Genomic DNA, 23,723 nt, shown 5'->3' with positions numbered 1-23,723 from the left:
CTGCAGGCGCCGCGCACGACGCCCACAGAGATTACACACATTTTCCCGAAGCCGATGCCACTGGGGCGCCAATCCCGAAAGATTGCCGCCCCGGTGGTGATCAGTCGTGGTGCTTGACGGTCAGGTCGCCACCGGCGATCAGGTTGTTGATCGCGCTGCTGCCGTTGCCCCAGTTCGCGCCATCGACCTTGATCGTCACATCGGCCGTACCGCCACTGGTGGTGAACGAACCGGTGCTGCTCACGCTCAGCGTCGAGTTGCCCGACGAGTCGGTGGTCAACTTCAGGTAGTTCGCCAAGTTGGTGTCGTTATTGCCTTGCAGCAAGTCGGACAGGTCCAGCTTGTCGCCTTCGCTGTGCTTGAAGTCCGTGATCTGGTCAAAGCCACCGTTGGTGTTGGTATCGCCTTTGAGCCAGACGAAGGTATCGGCACCTGCGCCACCGGTCAGCACATCATTGCCCTTGCCGCCCACGAGGATGTCGTTACCGGCACCACCGGAGAGTTTGTCGTTGCCGCCCTGGCCGAACAGGATGTCGTTGCCGGCATTGCCGATCAACGTGTCGGCGCCATCGTTGGTGCCATAGATGTTCGACGCGTTGGCCAAGGCCCCGACGTCCTGCACGTGCTCAGTGATGTACTGGTGCAAGGTGCGGTCATCCAGCTGATCAACCGCGATGGACAGCTTCTCGGCAGCGAAAGCCTTGAGTGCCGCGTTGCCTTCCTGACCTTTGTAGCTGATCAAGTCGCCGAACAGGATGTCGTTGCCCGAACCACCGGACACGTTGTCCGCACCCGCATCGGCGGTGTGGCCGGTGATGGCGTCTGCCAGCTTCGCGGTGTCGATGGTCGAAACCGACTGGTCGGTGTCGAACTGCTTGAGCACCGCAGTATCGATGCTTGAACCCAAGCCGATCGCCTCGACCACGACTTTGTCGGGCACCGCGTTGACCAGATCGCTGTAGGCCGTCTTGGCGTTTGCCAGTGCGGTATTGGAGCTCTGGTAGACAGCAGCAACGTCAAAGCCGCCATTGCTGTTGGCCACAACCGTACCTTCATAGGTCGAGTTGCCGCGGCTGTCGTAGGAGTAAACCTTACCGCTGCCATCGACAACCACCCGCCAGCTGCCATTGATCACAGCGTAGACAGAATTGCTCTGGCCCAGGACGTAATTGGAGTTGTTCACCACGTTGTCGAAGTAAACGGACGAGCCCCGGCCGCTGTTCAGGTTTGGGTTGCCCTGCACGTCGGTGTACACGTTCGGCGAACCGTCGGTGATGAAGTATGTGAGATTTTTTGCGCCCACGTTGCTGGTGGCGTCGCTGCTCTTGAACCAATCCGAGGCAGCTTTGAAGGCGTCCTGGTAGTTGGTCATGTCGCTGGAATTGGACACCATCTGGTTCAACACGGCCTGCAAGGCAGCCTTGGCAGCGGTTTTGTCGGCCAGGTTGACCGAGACTTCGGACTGGACGCGGGTGTCGAAATTCACCAGCAGCACTTTCACAACGCCCGAATCTTTAGTAGCGGCATTGGCAATCAAGGTATCGAAGATGCTCGAGAGCTGGTCTTTGATCGACTTCATGGCGCTGGAGCCGATACTGCCCGACGTGTCCACAAGGAACGCGATGTTGTAGTTGGTGCCCGGGTTGGTGATGCCGCCTTTGTCGCCAACCACAATGTTGTTCGCCGAGCTGGAACCCAGGTCGATGGTATCGGCACCCGCGCCGCCTTCCAGGTTCAAGGTGTAAACCTGCGGCTTGACCGTGATGGTGCTGGTGGCGACCGAGGAGCTCAAGCTGTCGGAACCGGCGCTGTCCTTCACGGAGATGTCGATGAGACGATCACCGGTGGTCGGGTACTTGCTGGTGCTGGAGTACTGGAACGACTCCAGCAGCGCCTTGTAAGTGGCCGAATCCGCTGCGCCCGAGAGCGTCAGCACGATCTTGCCACTGACGTCGGTACCGACGCTGGTCAAGGTCACGCCTTTGTAAGTACCGCCCACCGCAATCAGGCTGGAGCTGAGCTGATCGCCCGAACTGGCGTTTTTCAGGGTGATGGTCGCACTTTGCATCTGCGTGCTGTCGACGTCGGCAATGCCCACGCTGGCGGTGATCGCCACGCCAGCGTCGGAACGCTCGGTGTACGAGGTGCTGTAGCCGGTGGCGAGAGCGCCGTCTGCGGTGCTGAGGTCCAGGACTGGGGCGTCGTTGACCGGGGTGATCACGATGCTCACCTTGCCGCTCGACGTCACCGTTTCACCGGTGCTCTGCTCGGTGGAGGTTGCCTTCACGGTCAGGTCGAAGGTACCGGTGGAATCCTTGACCGGCGTGAGCGTCAGGGTTTTCAGGTTCCAGGTGCTGACATCGTAGAGCGTGCCCGTGCCGGTCGAGGTGTAGGTGTGGCCGGTGGTGCCGTCGGTGATCACGGTGCCTTTCGGCAGGCCGCTGATTTCCACCTTGTGCAATTCCGAACCGTCGTTATCGGCAAACGTGGCGGTAATCGGGCTGACCTTGATGACGGTGTCTTCCAGGCCGCTGTTGTAGACGTACCCGGTGTAGTAACCCTCGCCATTGACCACATGGCTGTCGCCCAGCACCGCACCGGCGGCTTTCAACGCCTCGATGCTGGTGTAGGTCTGGATGCCGCTGCTGCCCAACGACACCGACGGGGCGTTGTTGATCGACACATTGACGTTGTAGTTGCCCGCGCCAGCCTGGTTGTAGTGGTAGATGTCGAGGGTGTAGTAGCCCGACTCGGTCGGCGTGTAGACCGAACCGGTAATCGCGCTGCCGCTGCTCCAGGTTTCGGTCGCAACCAACTTGCCGCCCACGGTGATTGCCAGGCTGTCGTCGGCCGTACCGGTGAAGGTGTAGCTCTTGCCGGCTTCCAGGTAGATCAGGCCCGAGACCTTGGTCGCGGTGGTGGCCGTCACATTGTCGTTGGCCACGGTATGGATCACACCGGTGGACACAGCGCTGGCAGCGGTTTTGGCGTCGATGACCTTGATCAGGTCGTCGGATTTGACCACGCCGTTACCGTTGGTGCCCAACGCGGTCGGCAGGTTGCCGCCCGTCCAGGTCTGGATGACCAGGCCCTGGGCCGCAGCGCCGGCCTGAGTCACCGTCACAACCCCGGCATCCGCCAGCGGATGGATATCCACGGTGATGGTTTTGGTCTCGCTGTTGGTGTTGCCGTCGGTGGCCTGGAACTTCAGCTCGGTGTAGTGACCTTGCTTGTTGCCCACGCCGGTGCCGCCGAAGCTGCTGTCGCCGGATTCGTTATCCGCCGGGCTGTAACGCACGTTGTGGTTATCGAAGTCCGCCTGGCTGAAGGCCTTGCCGGCCGAAGTGGCGGTTGCCAGATCTGCCGTGGTGAGTTTGACCCACACGCCGTTGACGTTGTACTCGATGGAACCGGCAGGCAGCGCGGTGAACACCACTTTCGGGTTCGCCGAGTCTTCATCCTTGACGCCGAAGGTGGCCCAGGTCAGTTCGACCGGGGTGTCTTCGTTGCTCTGGATGCTGCCGTTGGTGGCGGTTGGGGTGTCGTCGACCAAGGTCACAGTCGGCTGCGCCACGTTGTGCGAGTTCAGGCCTTCTGGGTCGGTAACGGTCAGGTCGATCTTCGGCAGCTGGTTGCCCTTGTTGACGAAGTCAGCACCTTTCTGGGTCAGCACCACGTTGTTGCCGGACAGGCTGTAGTAGCCATCCGCGTTGGTGCCGGGGGTGAAGGTAATCTTCAACTGAGCAACAGGTGTTTCTTCGTCGCTCGCAGTGAAGGTACCAGCCACGGTGCCAACTTTGGCAGTGTCTTCAACGATGGTGGTCGCCGTGATCGCGATCACTGGCACGTCGTTATGCAGGTTAACCACTGGCTGAGCGTTGTTGTTGGAGCTCAGGCCTTCTGGGTCAGCGACAGTCAGGTCGATCTTCGGCAGCTGGTTGCCGGCGTTGACGAAGTCCGCGCCTGCTTTGGTCAGCACAACGTTGTTGCCAGAGATGGCGTAGTAGCCAGCCGCGTTGCTGTTGCCCGTGAAAGTGATGGTCAGACCTTCGCGTGGGGTTTCTTCGTCTTTCGCGACGAAGGTACCGGCGACGGTGCCCGTGGTGACCGAGTTCTCTTCCAGGGTGTTGGCGGTAACGGTGATGACCGGCACGTCGTTATGCAGGTTAACCACTGGCTGCGCGTTGTTGCTGGAGTTCAGACCTTCTGGGTCGGTGACAGTCAGGTCGATCTTCGGCAGCTGGTTGCCGGCGTTGACGAAGTCAGCACCTGCTTTGGTCAGCACAACGTTGTTGCCCGAGATGGCGTAGTAGCCAGCCGAGTTGCTGTTGCCGGTGAAGGTGATGGTCAGACCCGAACGTGGAGTTTCTTCGTCTTTGGCGACGAAGGTACCGGCGACGGTGCCCGTGGTGACCGAGTTCTCTTCCAGGGTGTTGGCGGTGACGGTGATCACCGGCACGTCGTTGTGCAGGTTGACCACTGGCTGCGCGTTGTTGCTGGAGTTCAGACCTTCTGGGTCGGTGACAGTCAGGTCGATCTTCGGCAGCTGGTTGCCCGCGTTGACGAAGTCAGCGCCTGCTTTGGTCAGCACGACGTTGTTGCCAGAGATCGCGTAGTAACCGGCAGCGTTGCTGTTGCCCGTGAACGAGATGGTCAGGCCTTCGCGCGGAGTTTCTTCGTCTTTGGCGACGAAGGTACCGGCGACGGTGCCCGTGGTGACCGAGTTCTCTTCCAGGGTGTTGGCGGTGACGGTGATCACCGGCACATCGTTATGCACGTTAACCACTGGCTGGTCGGAACCTTTGGAGTTCAGGCCTTCAGGATCAGTAACGGTCAGGTCGATTTTCGGCAGCTGGTTGCCGGCGTTGACGAAGTCAGCACCTGCTTTGGTCAGTACAACGTTGTTGCCGGAGATCGCGTAGTAACCGGCAGCGTTGCTGTTGCCAGTGAAAGTGATCGTCAGGCCAGCACGTGGAGTTTCTTCGTCGGTCGCAACGAAGGTACCGGCGACGGTGCCGACGGCAGCAGAGTTTTCTTCCAGGGTGTTCGCTGTAACGGTGATCACCGGCACGTCGTTGTGCACGTTAACCACTGGCTGAGCGTTGTTGTTGGAGTTCAGGCCTTCTGGGTCGGTGACGGTCAGGTCGATCTTCGGCAGCTGGTTACCGGCGTTGACGAAGTCAGCACCTGCTTTGGTCAGCACGACGTTGTTGCCAGAGATGGCGTAGTAGCCAGCCGAGTTGCTGTTGCCCGTGAAGGTGATCGTCAGGCCTTCGCGTGGAGTTTCTTCATCTTTGGCGACGAAGGTACCGGCGACGGTGCCCGTGGTGACCGAGTTCTCTTCCAGGGTGTTGGCGGTAACGGTGATGACCGGCACGTCGTTGTGCAGGTTGACCACCGGCTGATCGGAACCTTTGGAGTTCAGGCCTTCAGGGTCGGTGACGGTCAGGTCGATCTTCGGCAGCTGGTTGCCGGCGTTGACGAAGTCCGCGCCTGCTTTGGTCAGCACGACGTTGTTGCCAGAGATGGCGTAGTAACCAGCCGAGTTGCTGTTGCCCGTGAAAGTGATGGTCAGGCCTTCGCGCGGGGTTTCTTCGTCTTTCGCAACGAAGGTACCGGCGACGGTGCCCGTAGTGACCGAGTTCTCTTCCAGGGTGTTGGCGACAACTGTGATGACCGGCACGTCGTTGTGCAGGTTGACCGCTGGCTGCGCGTTGTTGCTGGAGTGCAGGCCTTCTGGGTCGGTGACGGTCAGGTCGATCTTCGGCAGCTGGTTGCCAGCGTTGACGAAGTCAGCACCTGCTTTGGTCAGCACGACGTTGTTGCCGGAGATGCTGTAGTAGCCAGCAGCGTTGCTGTTACCCGTGAAGGTGATCGTCAGGCCAGCACGTGGAGTTTCTTCGTCGGTCGCAACGAAGGTACCGGCGACGGTGCCTGTAGTGACCGAGTTTTCTTCCAGGGTGTTGGCGGTAACGGTGATCACCGGCACATCGTTATGCAGGTTGACGTTCGGCTGGCCTTCGCCATTCGAGTGAGCGCCCGCTGGATCGGTAACAGTCAGGTCGATCTTCGGCAGCTGGTTACCAGCGTTGACGAAGTCAGCACCTGCCTTGGTCAGCACAACATTGTTGCCGTCGATGGCGTAGTAGCCAGCCGAGTTGCTGTTGCCCGTGAAGGTGATGGTCAGGCCCGAACGTGGGGTCTCTTCGTCAGTCGCAGTGAAGGTACCGGCGACGGTACCTACAGCGGCCGAGTTCTCTTCAATCGTAGCTGGAGCAACGGTAATCACCGGCACATCGTTAACCAGGTTAACGGTCGGCTGGCCTTCGCCATTGGAGTGAGCGCCCGCTGGATCAGTAACGGTCAGGTCGATCTTCGGCAGCTGGTTGCCCGCGTTGACGAAGTCAGCACCTGCCTTGGTCAGCACAACATTGTTGCCGTCGATGGCGTAGTAGCCCGCGTCGTTGGTGCCCGGCGTGAAGGTGATGGTCAGACCCGAACGTGGAGTCTCTTCGTCAGTCGCAGTGAAGGTACCGGCGACGGTACCGACAGCGGCCGAGTTCTCTTCAATCGTGGCCGGAGCAACGGTGATAACCGGCACGTCGTTAACTAGGTTAACAGTCGGCTGGCCTTCGCCATTCGAATGCGCGCCTGCTGGATCGGTAACGGTCAGGTCGATCTTCGGCAGCTGGTTACCCGCGTTGACGAAGTCCGCACCAGCCTTGGTCAGCACAACATTGTTGCCATCAATGGCGTAGTAGCCAGCGTTGTTGGTGCCCGGAGTGAAGGTGATGGTCAGACCCGAACGTGGAGTCTCTTCGTCAGTCGCGGTGAAGGTACCGGCGACAGTACCTACAGCAGCTGAATTCTCTTCGATGGTGGCCGGAGCAACGGTGATGACTGGCACGTCGTTCACCAGGTTAACAGTCGGCTGGCCTTCGCCATTCGAATGCGCGCCTGCTGGATCAGTAACAGTCAGGTCGATCTTCGGCAACTGGTTGCCAGCGTTGACGAAGTCCGCACCCGCCTTGGTCAGCACAACATTGTTGCCATCGATGGCGTAGTAGCCAGCCGAGTTGCTGTTGCCAGTGAAGGTGATGGTCAGACCCGAACGTGGGGTTTCTTCGTCAGTCGCAGTGAAAGTACCGGCAACGGTACCCACAGCAGCCGAGTTCTCTTCAATCGTAGCCGGAGCAACGGTGATGACTGGCACGTCGTTAACCAAGTTAACGGTCGGCTGGCCTTCGCCATTCGAATGCGCGCCTGCTGGATCGGTAACGGTCAGGTCGATCTTCGGCAGTTGGTTGCCCGCGTTGACGAAATCAGCACCTGCTTTGGTCAGCACAACGTCGTTGCCGGAAATGGCGTAGTAGCCAGCGTCGTTGGTGCCCGGAGTGAAGGTGATGGTCAGACCCGAACGTGGAGTCTCTTCGTCAGTCGCGTTGAAGGTACCGGCGACGGTACCCACAGCAGCCGAGTTCTCTTCAATCGTAGCCGGAGCAACGGTGATCACCGGCACATCGTTAACCAGGTTCACAGTCGGCTGGCCTTCGCCATTCGAATGCGCGCCTGCTGGATCGGTAACAGTCAGGTCGATCTTCGGCAGCTGGTTACCAGCGTTGACGAAGTCAGCACCTGCCTTGGTCAGCACAACATTGTTGCCGTCGATGGCGTAGTAGCCAGCGTCGTTGGTGCCCGGCGTGAAGGTGATGGTCAGACCCGAACGTGGAGTCTCTTCGTCCGTCGCAGTGAAGGTACCGGCGACGGTACCGACAGCGGCCGAGTTCTCTTCGATGGTGGCCGGAGCAACGGTGATGACTGGCACGTCGTTAACCAAGTTAACGGTCGGCTGGCCTTCGCCATTCGAATGCGCGCCTGCTGGATCGGTAACAGTCAGGTCAATCTTCGGCAGCTGGTTACCTGCGTTGACGAAGTCCGCACCCGCCTTGGTCAGCACAACATTGTTGCCGTCGATGGCGTAGTAGCCAGCCGAGTTGCTGTTGCCAGTGAAGGTGATGGTCAGACCCGAACGTGGGGTTTCTTCGTCAGTCGCAGTGAAAGTACCGGCAACGGTACCAACGGCGGCAGAGTTCTCTTCAATCGTAGCCGGAGCAACGGTGATGACTGGCACGTCGTTAACCAAGTTAACGGTCGGCTGGCCTTCGCCATTCGAGTGCGCGCCTGCTGGATCGGTAACGGTCAGGTCGATCTTCGGCAGTTGGTTGCCCGCGTTGACGAAATCAGCACCTGCTTTGGTCAGCACAACGTCGTTGCCGGAAATGGCGTAGTAGCCAGCGTCGTTGGTGCCCGGAGTGAAGGTGATGGTCAGACCCGAACGCGGGGTCTCTTCGTCAGTCGCAGTGAAAGTACCGGCAACGGTACCCACGGCAGCCGAGTTCTCTTCAATCATAGCCGGAGCAACGGTGATCACCGGCACATCGTTAACCAGGTTAACAGTCGGCTGCCCTTCGCCGTTCGAGTGAGCGCCCGCTGGATCAGTAACAGTCAGGTCGATCTTCGGCAGCTGGTTACCCGCGTTGACGAAGTCCGCGCCTGCCTTAGTCAGCACAACATTGTTGCCGTCGATGGCGTAGTAACCACCAGCGTTGGTGCCCGGAGTGAAGGTGATCGTCAGACCCGAACGTGGAGTCTCTTCGTCCGTCGCAGTGAAGGTACCGGCGACGGTACCTACAGCGGCCGAGTTCTCTTCGATGGTGGCCGGAGCAACGGTGATGACTGGCACGTCGTTCACCAGGTTAACAGTCGGCTGGCCTTCGCCATTCGAATGCGCGCCCGCTGGATCAGTAACAGTCAGGTCGATCTTCGGCAGCTGGTTACCAGCGTTGACGAAGTTCGCGCCCGCTTGGGTCAGCACTACGTTGTTACCAACGATGGCGTAGTAGCCAGCGTCGTTGGTACCCGGAGTGAAGCTGATGGTCAGGCCGTCACGTGGAGTCTCTTCGTCAGTCGCAGTGAAAGTACCGGCAACGGTACCAACGGCGGCCGAGTTCTCTTCAATCGTCGCCGGAGCAACGGTGATAACCGGCACATCGTTAACCAGGTTCACAGTCGGCTGGCCTTCGCCATTCGAATGCGCGCCCGCTGGATCAGTAACAGTCAGGTCAATCTTCGGCAGCTGGTTACCCGCGTTGACGAAGTCCGCACCCGCCTTGGTCAGCACAACATTGTTGCCGTCGATGGCGTAGTAACCATCAGCGTTGGTGCCCGGAGTGAAGGTGATGGTCAGACCCGAACGCGGGGTCTCTTCGTCAGTCGCAGTGAACGTACCGGCAACAGTACCCACAGCAGCCGAGTTCTCTTCAATCGTAGCCGGAGCAACAGTGATCACCGGCACGTCGTTAACCAACGTCACATCCGGCGTCGCCGCATCGTGCGCGCTGCCTTTGTCGGCATCGGTCACGGTCAGATCAATCGCCGGCAGCTTGTTACCCGCGTTGACGAAGTTCGCGCCCGCCAGGGTCAGCACAACAGCATTGCCAACGAGGGTGTAGTAGCCGTCTTTGTTGCTGTCGCCGGTGAAGGTGACTTTCAGCTGGGCAACCGGGGTTTCAACATCGCTGACGGTGAAGTTACCGGCAACGGTGCCTTCCGCCACTTGGCCTTCCACCAGGGCATTGGCGACCACTTCGATGACGGGCAGGTCGTTGACCGAAATCACATTGATCGGCAGCGTGATCGACTCGGACTTAGGCAACGCATCGCCATCCTGCGCCGTGGCGGTCACGGTCAGGTTTACCACTCCGTAGGCGTTTGCCACCGGGTTGTAGACCAGTGTGGCCCGGCTCCAGTCGCTGATGTCGACGCTTTGATTGCCGGCCGTCGCGGTGAAGGTGTGGCCCGCGCCATCAGAAATGGTCGCGCCTGCCGGAATGCCGCTGATTTCCAGCTTGAGGGTCTCGGAGCCATCCTTGTCGGTAGCGTAGGCGTCAATCGCCGACAACTTGATCGCGTGGTCTTCCAGGCCGGTGTTCAGCACCTGGGTGACGCTGATGTTGTCCATCACGCCGCCAAGGGAGTTGTTGGCTTCGCCGGCCGGGGCCTTGAATTCGAGTTTGGCGTCGCCGTCGGCAGTCACCGGCACCACGAAGGTGTAGGTCTTCATGCCAACGACAGTGGTATCCAGGGTGCCGATTTTGACACCGCCCCAGAATACATCGATGACCGAGTTGTTCTCGGCGCCGGCACGCGGCGAGTAGTCGACCGAGATGGAGTACGCGGTGCCGCTTTCAGCCTTGATGATGGTGTACAGGCTGGAGTCGTCGCCGGCATTTTTCTCCAGCTCGATGACCTGGCTGTTGCCCGGGGTCTCGACGCCGTAGATGCTGCTTTGGCCGATTTCGACTTTGCCGTCGCTGTTGCCGGTCTTCCACTCGGTGGCAGGACCGGTGCCGGCTGCGTTGTTGGCATTGCCGACTGCGACGGTGCCCCACGAACCGTTGAGGTTCGCGCTGTCGAAGTTGATCGCGCTGACAACGCCGCCACCGAGCAGGCCCAGGTGCGGGGTGTCAGTGACCGGTGCAATGGTCACAGGAGCGGTGGTGACGTCGCTGGCTTTGCCGGCATTGTCGACCGCCGTGAAAGTGACCGCCGTTGTGCCGCTCCAGTCAGCCGTTGGGTTGAAGTAGACCAACGCCTTGCCGTCAGCGCCCGCAGGCACCGAGTCACCGACCTTGAGTTCGGTGGTCATGCTTTCGTCGCTGTACAGCTTGCCGTTCTCCGGCAAGCTGGTGATGACGAAGTTGGCAACGGTGCCGTCCACATCGGCGCCGCTCAGCACGATCGTGGCCCCGTGGTCTTCGTCTGCGCCAGTAGAGCTACCGGTTGCAGTCGGGGCATCGTTGAACAGCTCGACAGTGACCTTGCCAGTCGCGGTGCTGGTTTCTGGCGGCTCACGGTCGAGGTTGCCGCCACCATTATCGGTAACGGAGATGGACACGGTGCGATCAGTGCCGGCCGGGTTGTTGCCCGGGGCCTGGAAGGTGATCGCTTCAACCAGCTTGATGAAGTCGGCGGCGCTGCTGCCGGCCGGCAAGTTGCTGGTCAGGGTGTAGACGATCTTGCCATCGGCGGCGCTGCCGCTTTCGGTGATGGTGATACCGGCAACGGCGAGGGCCTTGAGCACGTCGGCGTTGGTGAGCAGGTCGCCAGACACCAGGTGGTCAACGGTGACCACCACTTTGCTGAAGGTTTGGTTGTCGACGTCGGTGATGCTCAGTTTTTCAACCAGTGCCACCGCGCCTTTTTGCTCGACGAACTTGGTGCTCTCGAAGCTGATCACCGGCGCATCGTTGACCGGCACCACGTAGATCACGGAGGTCACTGGCGCCGAATCCGCCTGGCCGTCGTTCACGGTGATGGTCAGGTTGCGGTTGACCGGGCTTGGGTCTTCGCTTTCGCTGGCGAAGTGCACCGAGCGCAGGACTTCCTGGTATTCAGCCTTGGTCGCTTCGCCGGACAGGGTCAGCACACCGGTGGTCTTGTCGTAGCTGACGGTGATCTTGGTGTTGCTCACATCCGCGATCAGCACGTCGTCGGTCAAGTGGTTGACCAGCGTGACCTTGGCGCTTTGCAGGGTGGTGTTGTCGACGTCGGTGATGGTCAGGTTCGCCGCGACGTAGCCGCCTGGCTTGCCTTCGATGTAGGTATCGCCGAACGCGTTGGTCGATTCATTGCCCAGTACCGGGGCATCGTTGACCGCGGTGACCACGACACTGATCTTGCCGGTGGTGACCTCTTCAACGCCGGTGCTCAGCTCTTTGGCCGTGGCTTTCACGGTCAGGTCGAAGCTGGCGGTCGAGTCCTTGAACGGGGTAACGCTCAGGGTGCCCAGGTTCCAGGTGCTCACGTCGTACAGCGTGTTTGCGCCGGTCGAGGTGATGGTATGGGTGCCGTCGGTCAGCACGGTGCCTTCCGGCAGGCCGCTGATTTCGACCTTGTGGGACTCCGAACCGTCGGTGTCGACAAACTTGACGTCAATCGGCGCGATCTTGATCGCGGTGTCTTCCAGGCCGTGGTTGTAGACGTTGCCGGTGTAATAGCCTTCGCCATTCACCACGTGGCTATCGCCCAGCACCATGCCGGCGTCTTTCAACGCTTCGATACTGGTGTAGGTCTGCACGCCGCTGCTGCCCAGCGATACCGACGGGCCGTTGTTGACCGACACGTTGACGTTGTAGTTGCCCGGGCCGTTCTGGTTGTAGTGGTAGATGTCGAGGGTGTAGTAACCCGACTCGGTCGGCGTGAAGGCCGAGCCATTGATACCGCTGCCTTGGCTCCAGGTCTCGGAAGCAACCAGCTTGCCGCCCACAGTGATCGCCAGGCTGTCGTCGGCCGTACCGGTGAAGGTGTAGCTCTTGCCCGCTTCCAGGTAAACCAGGCCCGAGACTTTGGTCGCGGTGCCTTCGGCCACGTTGCCGTTGTTGACATCGCTGGTCACGCCCGTGGTGGCTGCGCTACCGGCGGCTTGGCCGTTGATTACCTTGATCAGGGTGTTGGAGTCGGTCACGCCTTGGCCGTTGGTGCCCAGGGCACCCGGCAGGTTGCCGCCGGTCCAGGTCTGAATGGTCAAACCGGTTGGCACTTGGCCGATGGTCAGCACCGGCACATCCGTCACCGGGTGGATATCCACGGTGATGGTTTTGGTGTCGCTGTAGGAGTTGCCGTCGGTAGCCTGGAATTTCAGCTCGGTGTAGTCACCTTGCTTGTTGCCCACGCCGGTGCCGCTGAAGCTGTCATCGCCGGATTCGTTCTCAGCCGGGCTGTAACGCACGTTGTGCGCGTCGAAGTCAGCCTGGGTGAAGACCTTGCCTGCCGAAGTGTCGGTTTTCAGATCGGCCGTGGTGAGCTTGACCCACTCGCCGTCGACTTTGTACTCGATGGAACCGGCCGGCAGGCTGGTGAACACCACGCCTGGGCTGGTGGTGTCTTCATCCTGAACGCCGAAGGTCGCCCAGGTCAGTTCGATTGGGGTGTCTTCGTTGCCTTCGATGTGGTTGTCGATGGCGGTTGGGGTGTCATCGACCAGGGTGACGGTCGGTTGGCCAGTGCCGTTGGAGTGGAGGCCTTGTGGGTCGGTGACGGTCAGGTCGATTTTTGGCAGTTGATTGCCGGCGTTGACGAAGTCGGCGCCGGCCTTGGTCAGCACAATGTTGTTGCCGGAGATGGCGTAGTAGCCCTGCGTATTGGTGCCTGGCGTGAAGCTGATGGTCAGGCCTTCGCGCGGGGTCTCTTCGTCTTTGGCAACGAAGGTACCGGCGACGGTGCCTTCGCTGGCGGTGTCCTCAACAATGGTGTTGGCCGCAATTTCGATCACAGGCGCATCGTTATGCAGGTTGACCACTGGCTGGTCGGAACCGTTGGAGTGCAGACCTTCAGGATCGGTGACGGTCAGGTCGATTTTTGGCAGTTGATTGCCAGCGTTGACGAAGTTCGCACCCGCCTGGGTCAGCACAACGTTGTTGCCTACGATGGCGTAGTAGCCCGCGTCGTTGGTGCCCGGCGTGAAGCTGATGGTCAGGCCTTCGCGTGGGGTTTCTTCGTCTTTGGCAACGAAAGTACCGGCGACGGTGCCCTCAGTGGCCGAGTTTTCTTCCAGGGTGTTGGCCGTAACGGTGATGACCGGCACGTCGTTATGCAGGTTCACCACTGGCTGGTCGGAACCCTTGGAGTTCAGGCCTTCTGGATCGGTGACGGTCAGGTCGATTTTCGGCAGCTGGTTGCCGGCGTTGACGAAGTTCGCACCCGCCTGGGTCAGCACAACGTTGTTGCCTACGATGGCGTAGTAACCCGCGTCGTTGGTGCCTGGCGTGAAGCTGATCGTCAGGCCATCACGTGGAGTTTCTTCGTCTTTGGCAACGAAGGTACCGGCAACGGTGCCCTCAGTGGCCGAGTTTTCTTCCAGGGTGTTGGCCGTAACGGTGATGACCGGCACGTCGTTATGCAGGTTCACCACTGGCTGGTCGGAACCCTTGGAGTTCAGGCCTTCTGGATCGGTGACGGTCAGGTCGATTTTCGGCAGCTGGTTGCCGGCGTTGACGAAGTTCGCACCCGCCTGGGTCAGCACAACGTTGTTGCCTACGATGGCGTAGTAACCCGCGTCGTTGGTGCCTGGCGTGAAGCTGATCGTCAGGCCATCACGTGGAGTTTCTTCGTCTTTGGCAACGAAGGTACCGGCGACGGTGCCCTCAGCGGCCAAGTTTTCTTCCAGTGTGTTGGCGGTAACAGTGATGACCGGCACGTCGTTATGCAGGTTAACCACTGGTTGGTCGGAGCCCTTGGAGTTCAGGCCTTCTGGATCGGTAACAGTCAGGTCGATCTTCGGCAGCTGATTACCAGCGTTGACGAAGTTTGCACCCGCCTGGGTCAGCACAACGTTGTTGCCTACGATGGCGTAGTAACCCGCGTCGTTGGTGCCTGGCGTGAAGCTGATCGTCAGGCCATCACGAGGGGTTTCTTCGTCTTTCGCGACGAAGGTACCGGCGACGGTGCCCTCAGCGGCAGAGTTTTCTTCCAGGGTGTTAGCCGTAACGGTAATCACCGGCACATCGTTGTGCAGGTTGACCACCGGCTGGTCGGAACCGTTGGAGTTCAGGCCTTCTGGGTCGGTGACGGTCAGGTCGATTTTCGGCAGCTGGTTGCCGGCGTTGACGAAGTTCGCACCCGCCTGGGTCAGCACAACGTTGTTGCCTACGATGGCGTAGTAACCAGCGTCGTTGGTGCCTGGCGTGAAGCTGATCGTCAGTCCATCACGTGGAGTTTCTTCGTCTTTCGCAACGAAGGTACCAGCGACGGTGCCCTCAACGGCTGAGTTTTCTTCCAGGGTGTTGGCGGTAACGGTGATGACCGGCACGTCGTTATGCAGGTTCACCACTGGCTGGTCGGAACCCTTAGAGTTCAGGCCTTCTGGATCGGTAACAGTCAGGTCGATCTTCGGCAGCTGATTACCAGCGTTGACGAAGTTCGCACCCGCCTGGGTCAGCACAACGTTGTTGCCTACGATGGCGTAGTAACCAGCGTCGTTGGTGCCTGGCGTGAAGCTGATGGTCAGGCCTTCGCGCGGGGTTTCTTCGTCTTTGGCAACGAAAGTACCGGCGACAGTGCCCTCAGCGGCCGAGTTCTCTTCCAGGGTGTTGGCGGTAACGGTGATGACCGGCACGTCGTTATGCAGGTTGACCACCGGCTGGTCGGAACCCTTGGAGTTCAGACCTTCTGGATCAGTAACAGTCAGGTCGATCTTCGGCAGTTGATTGCCAGCGTTAACGAAGTCCGCGCCTGCTTTGGTCAGCACAACGTTGTTGCCGGAGATCGCGTAGTAGCCAGCGTCGTTGGTGCCTGGCGTGAAGCTGATGGTCAGGCCTTCACGTGGGGTTTCTTCGTCTTTGGCAACGAAGGTACCGGCGACGGTGCCCTCAGTAGCCGAGTTCTCTTCCAGGGTGTCGGCCGTAACAGTAATCACCGGCACATCGTTGTGCAGGTTGACCACTGGCTGGTCGGAACCTTTGGAGTTCAGGCCTTCTGGATCGGTAACAGTCAGGTCGATTTTTGGCAGCTGGTTGCCAGCGTTGACGAAATTCGCACCCGCCTGGGTCAGCACTACGTTGTTGCCAACGATGGCGTAGTAACCAGCATCGTTGGTGCCCGGCGTGAAGCTGATGGTCAGGCCTTCGCGCGGAGTTTCTTCGTCTTTGGCAACGAAGGTACCGGCGACGGTGCCCTCAACGGCTGAGTTTTCTTCCAGGGTGTTGGCTGTAACGGTGATGACCGGCACGTCGTTATGCAGGTTCACCACTGGCTGGTCGGAACCCTTGGAGTTCAGGCCTTCTGGATCGGTAACAGTCAGGTCGATCTTCGGCAGCTGATTACCAGCGTTGACGAAGTTCGCACCCGCCTGGGTCAGCACAACGTTGTTGCCTACGATGGCGTAGTAACCAGCGTCGTTGGTGCCTGGCGTGAAGCTGATGGTCAGGCCGTCACGTGGGGTTTCTTCGTCTTTGGCGACGAAGGTACCGGCAACGGTGCCTTCGACGGCAGAGTTTTCTTCCAGAGTGTTAGCCGTAACAGTAATCACCGGCACATCGTTGTGCAGGTTGACCACCGGCTGGTCGGAACCCTTGGAGTTCAGACCTTCAGGATCAGTAACGGTCAGGTCGATCTTCGGCAGCTGGTTACCAGCGTTAACAAAGTCAGCGCCGGCTTTGGTCAGCACAACGTTGTTGCCAGAGATTGCGTAGTAGCCAGCGTCGTTGGTGCCCGGCGTGAAGCTGATAGTCAGGCCTTCGCGCGGGGTTTCTTCGTCTTTCGCAACGAAGGTACCGGCGACAGTGCCCTCAGCGGCCGAGTTTTCTTCCAGGGTGTTAGCCGTAACGGTGATGACCGGCACGTCGTTGTGCAGGTTGACCACCGGCTGGTCGGAACCCTTGGAGTTCAGGCCTTCTGGATCGGTAACGGTCAGGTCAATCTTCGGCAGCTGGTTGCCGGCGTTGACGAAGTTCGCACCCGCCTGGGTCAGCACAACGTTGTTGCCAACGATGGCGTAGTAGCCCGCGTCGTTGGTGCCTGGCGTGAAGCTGATGGTCAGGCCTTCACGTGGAGTTTCTTCGTCTTTCGCAACGAAGGTACCAGCGACGGTGCCCTCAACGGCTGAGTTTTCTTCCAGGGTGTTGGCTGTAACGGTGATGACCGGCACGTCGTTATGCAGGTTCACCACTGGCTGGTCGGAACCGGTGGAGTTCAGGCCTTCTGGGTCGGTGACGGTCAGGTCGATCTTCGGCAGTTGATTGCCGGCGTTAACAAAATCCGCACCCTTCTGGGTCAGCACGACATTGTTATCAACGATGGCGTAGTAACCGTCTTTGTTGCTGTCGCCCGTAAACGCGATTTTCAGCTGGTCAGCTGGCGTTTCTGCATCGCGGGCCACAAAGGTGCCCGCCACAGTACCGGCGACCGCGGTATTTTCGACCAGGGTATTGCCCGTCACTTCGATCACCGGCGCATCGTTCACCGGCGTCACCGTCACATTCAGCGTGCTGCTGGAGCCGGTGTTGGTGGTGTAGCCAATGGTTGGCACTTCACCGTTGTAATCCTTGACCGGGGTAAAGGTGTAGGCACCATCAGCACCAATGGTGATGCTACCTACGCCTTCGATATTGGCTGTCTGACCTGCGTTGTAGGTATTACCGCCCACCTGGAAGGTGGCCACGCTCAACACGTTGTCGATGTCGCTGTCGTTGCTCAGCACGTTGCCGGTGGCGACGCCATCTTCGGCGATTGTGTTGGTATCCGGCTTTAATACGCTTGGATCATCAACAGCGACAACAGTGGAAGTTGCTGGCGCAGGATTGATCGCCAGGTCTTCGTAGTTGCCACCGGTCGCGCTGGTGATCGTGGCGGTGACGGTAAGGTCTTTGCCATCTGCCAGGTTGGCAGGCGTGTCGACGCTGACCGTGCCGGAGGACTTACCGGCCTCGATGGTGATGGTGGTGTTGTTGGACAGCTTGATGACGACGTCGGTCTGCGCCGGGTTGTTCACGGTCGCGGTGTAGACGATCTGGCCGCCTTCATTCACCGACGGGGTCGCGGTCAGCGTGACGGTGGTGGTGTCGATGGTGTCGTTGATCTGGGTAACCGCTGGCGCCGGGTCAGTGGTGATGATCAGGTTGCCGCCGCCGGCGGTGCCGGTGATGGTCGCGGAGATCGACGAGGCGTCCAGGTAAGGCGTGTCGTTACCCGCGAACGTGACGTTCAGCGCGCCCGAGGTCTGGCCGGCAGCGATCACCACGGAGAGGCCGTTGGACAAGGTAACGGTCAGGTCGCTGGTCGGAGCCTGGGTGATGAATACGGTGTAGACAACGACGCCACCGGCTTCGGTGATGCTTGGCGTGGCGGTCAGGGTAATCGTGACGCTGCGCGCGTCGGGGCCGTTATTATCGGCGCCGCCGGTTTGGGTGGTGCCCACTGCGTCACCGGCATTCAAGCCGGTCGTCGGGTAGCCGATGGTAGGGTCAACCACGCCTGCGGTGGCTTCCAGTACGACAAAGCTGTGGCCGCCGCCAGCAGCGCCGTCGGCGCCGGCAGAGGTCGGGCCGGCTGCGGTGGCTTCAAGGTCTTGGGTCGGGTCGGCACCGGCAGCGATGGCTTGCTGCAGTTCGGCGACGGACGGTGCGGCTTGAGCGGTGGCGGCGCTGAGGTCGGTAACGGAGTCAGGAGCGTTTGCGCTCCACTGAGTATCACGGCCCAGGTCGATGGTGCGGCCATCGGCCAGTTCCAGGGACACGGCGCCCGCTGCGCCCGTATCAACCTGCTCACCGGCGAACAGACGATCCCCTTCTACAAGCAGGCGACGAATCCCTTCCGGGGATACCGCAAACACTTGACCGACAATGCTTTTGACGACCGCAACGCTGCTCATAAAAGACTCTCCGTGTATTACCGTTCGGGGTATCCATCATGGAGACCGGCCTCATTACCTATGCCGATTCGATAGCTGGAGTACGTAACTAAGTGTGATAAATTTGGCGTCAATAATTTGTTGTTTAATTCAGCAAATTACTTTTCCGTCAAGGTATTGACCTATTTGGCGCCATCCTAAACAATCCGCCCGGTAATGTCACATTGATATTTAATCGGCTCGCGACTTTCTGTTTGGACTACCAGGTTCCTATGACAAGCAGTCATTTCGGTTGCCAATTCCAATGCAATTTTTCACGTTTGTTGCGTTTTTAAGGCAACCAATCCCGGGGAAACATCAGAATGCGTTTGCACCTTTTCAAAGCCGTGCCGTTTGCTCTAGCCGCCAGTTTCGTCCAGGCCCAGACCCTGCCGGAAGCGATGCAAGACGCGGTGCAGAACCATCCTGAGATCCAGGCTGCCATCAATGCGCGCATTGCCGCCGACTATCAGGTCCGCGAAGCCCAGGGCGGCTACCTGCCTAAAGTGGACCTGTTGGGTGGTTATGGCCGCGAAAGCTCCGACAACACCTCGACCCGCGCCGCCAGCAACAGCCATGACTGGAAAACCCTGAACCGCGGCGAGTCGACCATCCGCCTGCAACAAAATTTGTTCCAGGGCTTTGGCACCGTCAATGAAGTCGGCCGCCAACAAGCCACCGCCAACTCCCGTGGCTATGCACTGCTGAACACTTCCGAGCGCACCGCGCTGACCGTCGCCCAGGTGTATCTGGATGTCTTGACCCGTCGCGAGATGGTGCAACTGGCAGAAGACAACCTGAAAAGCCACGAACGGATTTTTGACCAGATCAAACTGCGCACCAGCCGCGGCGTCGGAAGAATGGCGGACATGGACCAGGCCGAAGCCCGTCTGGCCCAAGCGCAAAACAACCTGATCACCGAGCAGACCAACCTGGCAGACGCCAACACCAACTTCTTCAGCGTTGTCGGCAAAGAGCCCGATCAACTTGAAAAGCCATTGGGCGTTGTCACCGCGCTGCCTGCCAGCCTGGATGAAGCCCGTCGCCAGATGATCGCCGACAGCCCGGTGCTGCGCTCGGCCGAATCAGACATAGCCGCCGCTGAAAAGCAGTACGAAGCCGCCAAGTCGACCTTCTACCCGCGTTTTGATGCCGTGCTGCAACGCTCCGCCAACAACAACGTCGGCGGCGACGAAGGCCATGACAATGGCTATTCCGCGATGCTGAACATGCAGTTCAACCTGTACAACGGCGGTAGCGACAAGGCCAGCCTGCAATCCAAGGCTTCCCAGGCCACCCAGGCGCTGGATATCCGCAACAACGCCCTGCGCCAGTTGAACGAAGAGTTGGGCCTGGCGTGGAACGCCTACAACAACGCCACCCAGCAGGTGCCGATCGCGCAGCAATACGTGGACCGCAGCACCAAAGTTCGCACCTCGTACCAGCAGCAGTTCAGCCTGGGTGAGCGTACACTGCTCGACTTGCTCGACAGCGAGAACGAACTGTTCACCGCTCAGCAGCGTTTGGCCCAGATCAAAAGCCTGCATATCTACACGCAGTACCGTATCAAGGCCGACATGGGCCAACTGCTGAAAAGTCAGGGCGTGGTTGCTCCGATGGCATCAGTTGTGCAAAACGATATTAAACCGTCGGTAAACCTGCCAGGGATGAACTGATTCTTGACGGCGTTGAACCACAAAACCGCTTAAGAGAGAGTCAGCTTGGATCCTGAAATTGGTGTGGCGCAACTCAACCATGACCCGCGCACTCAGCATGACGACCCATTGCTAGATGGGTTGTTGGCTCTCTGCTCCCTGCATTACAAGCCCGCCAGCCGGGCCATGCTGACCACCGGCTTGCCGCTGGCAGGCCAGCGCATGAGCGCCGACCTGCTGCCGCGCGCAGCCGCCCGGGCGGGTTTGCAGGGGCGGTTGCTGCAACGCAAGCTGGAACAGATCCCCTCCATCGCATTGCCGGCCTTGCTGCTATTAAAGGAAGGGCGCAGTGCGGTGCTGCTGGGCTGGGAGGGTGATACCGCCCGCCTGCTGCTCAGCGAAAGTGACGGTGGCGAAGTCCACGTCAGCCGTGAAGTGTTGAGTCAAGATTACAGCGGTCGGGTTTTCTTCGCCCAGCCGCAGCATAAATTTGACGTAACCAGCGGCACCCTGATCCCACGCGCTCGCTCGTGGTTCAAAGACACCCTCAAGCGTTCACGCTGGCTCTACGCCGACGCCATCGCCGCGAGCCTGGTGATCAACCTGATCGCCCTGGCCGCGCCGTTGTTCGTGATGAACGTGTATGACCGCGTCGTGCCGAACCAGGCCACCGCCACCCTGTGGGTGCTGGCCATCGGTATTTGCGGCGCCTATCTGTTCGACCTGCTGCTCAAGAGCATGCGCAGCCTGTGCCTGGACCTGGCAGGCAAGAAAACCGACCTGATCATTTCGGCGACGCTGTTTGAGCGCATCGTCGGCATGTCGATGAAAATGCGCCCGGCGCGCGTCGGCAGCTATGCGTCGAACATCCACGAGTTCCAGGGGATGCGTGACTTCCTCACGTCCCTGACCCTCGCCAGCCTGATCGATTTGCCGTTTACCTTGATCATCCTCGGCGTGATCGCGCTGTTGGGCGGCCACCTGGTGTGGATCCCCATCGTCGCCTTCCCGCTCGCCCTGGGGATCGGCCACTTCCTGCAAAAACCGCTGACCGCGACACTTGAGCGCACCATGGCCCTGGGCGCCGAGCGCCAGTCGAGCCTGATCGAAACCCTCGCCGGGCTGGATGCGGTGAAGGTCAACAACGCCGAAAGCGAACGCCAATACCAGTGGGAACAAACCATTGGCACCCTCAGCCGCCTGGAACTGCGGGTCAAAGTGCTGTCGGGCCTGGCGATGAACATCACGTTGCTGATCCAGCAAGTCGCCGGCGTGGCGATGATCATTTTCGGTGTGTACCAGATCATCGACGGCACCCTGAGCATGGGCGGCCTGGTGGCCTGCTACATGCTCAGCGGCCGCGCACTCGGCCCGTTGGCCCAGTTGTCGGGCCTGCTGACGCGTTACCAGCAAGCCAAGGTGACGATGGTTTCGGTGGACCAGATGATGGAGCTGCCGCAGGAACGCAACTTCGACGAACGCCCCCTCAGCCGCAAGACGCTGCAAGGCGCGATGACCTTCCGCGAAGTCAACTTCACCTACCCGGACCAGCAGAACCCGGCACTGCGCGGAATCAACCTGAACGTTCGCCCGGGCGAAAAAATCGGCATCATCGGCCGCAGCGGTTCGGGCAAAAGCTCGCTGGCCAAGCTGCTGGTGGGCCTGTACCAGCCGGACTCCGGCTCGTTGCTGGTGGACGGTGTGGATATCCGCCAGATCGACGTCAGCGAACTGCGCCACAACATCGGCTACGTCGCCCAGGACATCCAACTGCTGGCCGGCACCCTGCGTGACAACCTGGTCTCGGGTGCGCGCTACGTGGACGACGAAATGGTGCTGCAAGCCGCCGAACTGGCGGGCGTGCATGAATTCGCCAGGCTGCACCCGCAAGGTTACGAGTTGCAGGTGGGCGAGCGCGGGCAGAACCTCTCCGGCGGCCAACGCCAGAACGTCGCCCTGGCCCGTGCGTTGCTGCTGAACCCGCCGATCCTGCTGCTCGACGAACCGACCAGCGCCATGGACAACACCGGCGAAGAGCGCCTGAAACAGCGCTTGCAAGCCGTCATCGAAAACAAGACGGTGATTCTGGTCACCCACCGCGCCTCGCTGTTGAGCCTGGTGGATCGCCTGCTGGTGATCGACCGTGGCCAGATACTCGCGGACGGTCCAAAAGCGGCCGTCATGGAAGCGCTGAAAAAGGGGCAGATCAGTGTTGCTTAAGTCCGGCCCAGGCCGTTGGAAAGATGTGATCTTCCGCTACTTCAAGGGCAGCGACTCGCTGGATGACCAGCCCCTGCCCGAAGTCGAAAAAGCCCTGATCGACGACGCCCCGCGCATCGTGCGCCTGACCATCTGGGGCGTGATCGGCTTTTTCGTGTTCATGCTGCTGTGGGCGCACTTCGCGATCATCGACGAAGTGACCAAGGGCGAAGGCAAGGCGATCCCGTCGTCGCGCATCCAGAAGATCCAGAACCTGGAGGGCGGCATCGTCGCCCAGATCTATGTGCACGAAGGCCAGATCGTCGAAGCCGGCGCGCCGCTGATCCGCCTGGACGACACGCGCTTTGCCTCCAATGTCGGCGAAACCGAAGCCGAGCGTGTGTCCATGGAACTGCGTGTGGAACGCCTCAGCGCGGAAGTCGACGACCGCCCGCTGAAGATCACCGACGCTGCGCGCAAAGCCGTGCCCAACCAGGTGTCGAACGAAGAGTCGCTGTACGCCAGCCGCCGCCAGCAACTGGCCGACGAAATTGGCGGGCTGCAACAGCAACTGCTGCAACGCCAGCAAGAACTGCGTGAATTCAGCTCCAAGCAGGACCAGTACCGCAACAGCCTGAACCTGCTGCGCCAGGAGATCGGCATGTCCGAACCTCTGGTGGCCCAAGGCGCGATTTCGCCGGTAGAAGTCCTGCGCCTCAAGCGCTCGGAAGTGGAAACCCGCGGCATGCTCGACGGCACCACCCTGGCCATCCCCCGCGCCCAGGCGGCGATCAACGAAGTGCAGCGCAAAGTCGACGAAACCCGCGGCAAATTCCGCAGCGAAGCCCTCGCCCAGCTGAACGAAGCGCGCACCCTGCTGAGCAAGGCCCAAGCCACCTCCAAAGGCCTGGAAGACCGCGTCAGCCGCACCATGGTCACCTCGCCCGTACGCGGCATCGTCAAGCAGATGCTGGTCAACACCGTCGGCGGCGTGATCCAGCCCGGCAGCGACATGGCCGAAGTGGTGCCACTGGACGACACGATCCTGGTAGAAGCCAAGATCCGCCCACAAGACATCGCCTTCCTGCACCCCGGCCAGGAAGCCATGATCAAATTCACCGCCTACGACTACACCATCTACGGCGGCCTCAAAGGCAAACTCGAACAGATCGGCGCCGACACCGTGATGGATGAAGAGAAGAAAAACACCTTCTACATCATCAAACTGCGCACCGACCGCAGCCACCTGGGCACAGACGAGAAACCGCTGCTGATCATCCCCGGGATGGTGGCTTCGGTGGACATCATCACCGGCAAGAAGAGCATCCTGAGCTACCTGCTCAAACCGATCATCAAGTCCCGGGCCGAGGCGATGCACGAGCGTTGATTGCGGGGAAATAGGGGGTGGTGATGCGAAAACTTGG

At 60.1% G+C, this 23,723-nt stretch carries 4 protein-coding genes; 3 read left to right on the top strand and 1 reads right to left on the bottom strand.

The features are described from left to right. Positions 1-100 precede the first annotated feature (100 nt). Positions 101-18,427, bottom strand: a complete 18,327-nt coding sequence (locus tag J1G37_RS08335) for a retention module-containing protein (protein WP_207041061.1) — start codon at positions 18,425-18,427, stop codon at positions 101-103. A gap of 341 nt (positions 18,428-18,768) precedes the next feature. Here J1G37_RS08335 and J1G37_RS08330 point away from each other — a divergent pair, with 341 nt between their 5' ends. Genes J1G37_RS08330 through J1G37_RS08320 form a run of 3 tightly spaced genes read left to right on the top strand, consistent with a single transcriptional unit; the run spans position 18,769 to position 23,686 of the window. Next, on the top strand, positions 18,769-20,121 hold the full coding sequence (locus tag J1G37_RS08330; protein ID WP_207041060.1) for a TolC family outer membrane protein: 1,353 nt from the start codon (positions 18,769-18,771) through the stop codon (positions 20,119-20,121). A gap of 45 nt (positions 20,122-20,166) precedes the next feature. Continuing rightward, positions 20,167-22,320 (top strand): type I secretion system permease/ATPase, encoded by a 2,154-nt coding sequence (locus J1G37_RS08325; RefSeq protein WP_017734865.1) that lies wholly within the window; start codon positions 20,167-20,169, stop codon positions 22,318-22,320. Continuing rightward, positions 22,310-23,686: an HlyD family type I secretion periplasmic adaptor subunit gene (locus J1G37_RS08320; RefSeq protein ID WP_026136536.1), complete on the top strand. Its 1,377-nt coding sequence runs from the start codon at positions 22,310-22,312 to the stop codon at positions 23,684-23,686. The genes J1G37_RS08325 and J1G37_RS08320 overlap by 11 nt, the downstream gene beginning before the upstream one ends. The last annotated feature ends 37 nt before the right edge of the window (positions 23,687-23,723 follow it).

Source organism: Pseudomonas sp. Marseille-Q1929, from assembly GCF_017316265.1.
Lineage (GTDB): Bacteria > Pseudomonadota > Gammaproteobacteria > Pseudomonadales > Pseudomonadaceae > Aquipseudomonas.
This window is presented reverse-complemented; position numbering and strand designations above follow the sequence as displayed.

What these genes read in the sequence shown, in the direction of transcription:
- J1G37_RS08335 (WP_207041061.1), bottom strand. Translation starts at nt 18,427, where the DNA reads ATGAGCAGCGTTGCGGTCGTCAAAAGCATTGTCGGTCAAGTGTTTGCG.
- J1G37_RS08330 (WP_207041060.1), top strand. Translation starts at nt 18,769, where the DNA reads ATGCGTTTGCACCTTTTCAAAGCCGTGCCGTTTGCTCTAGCCGCCAGT.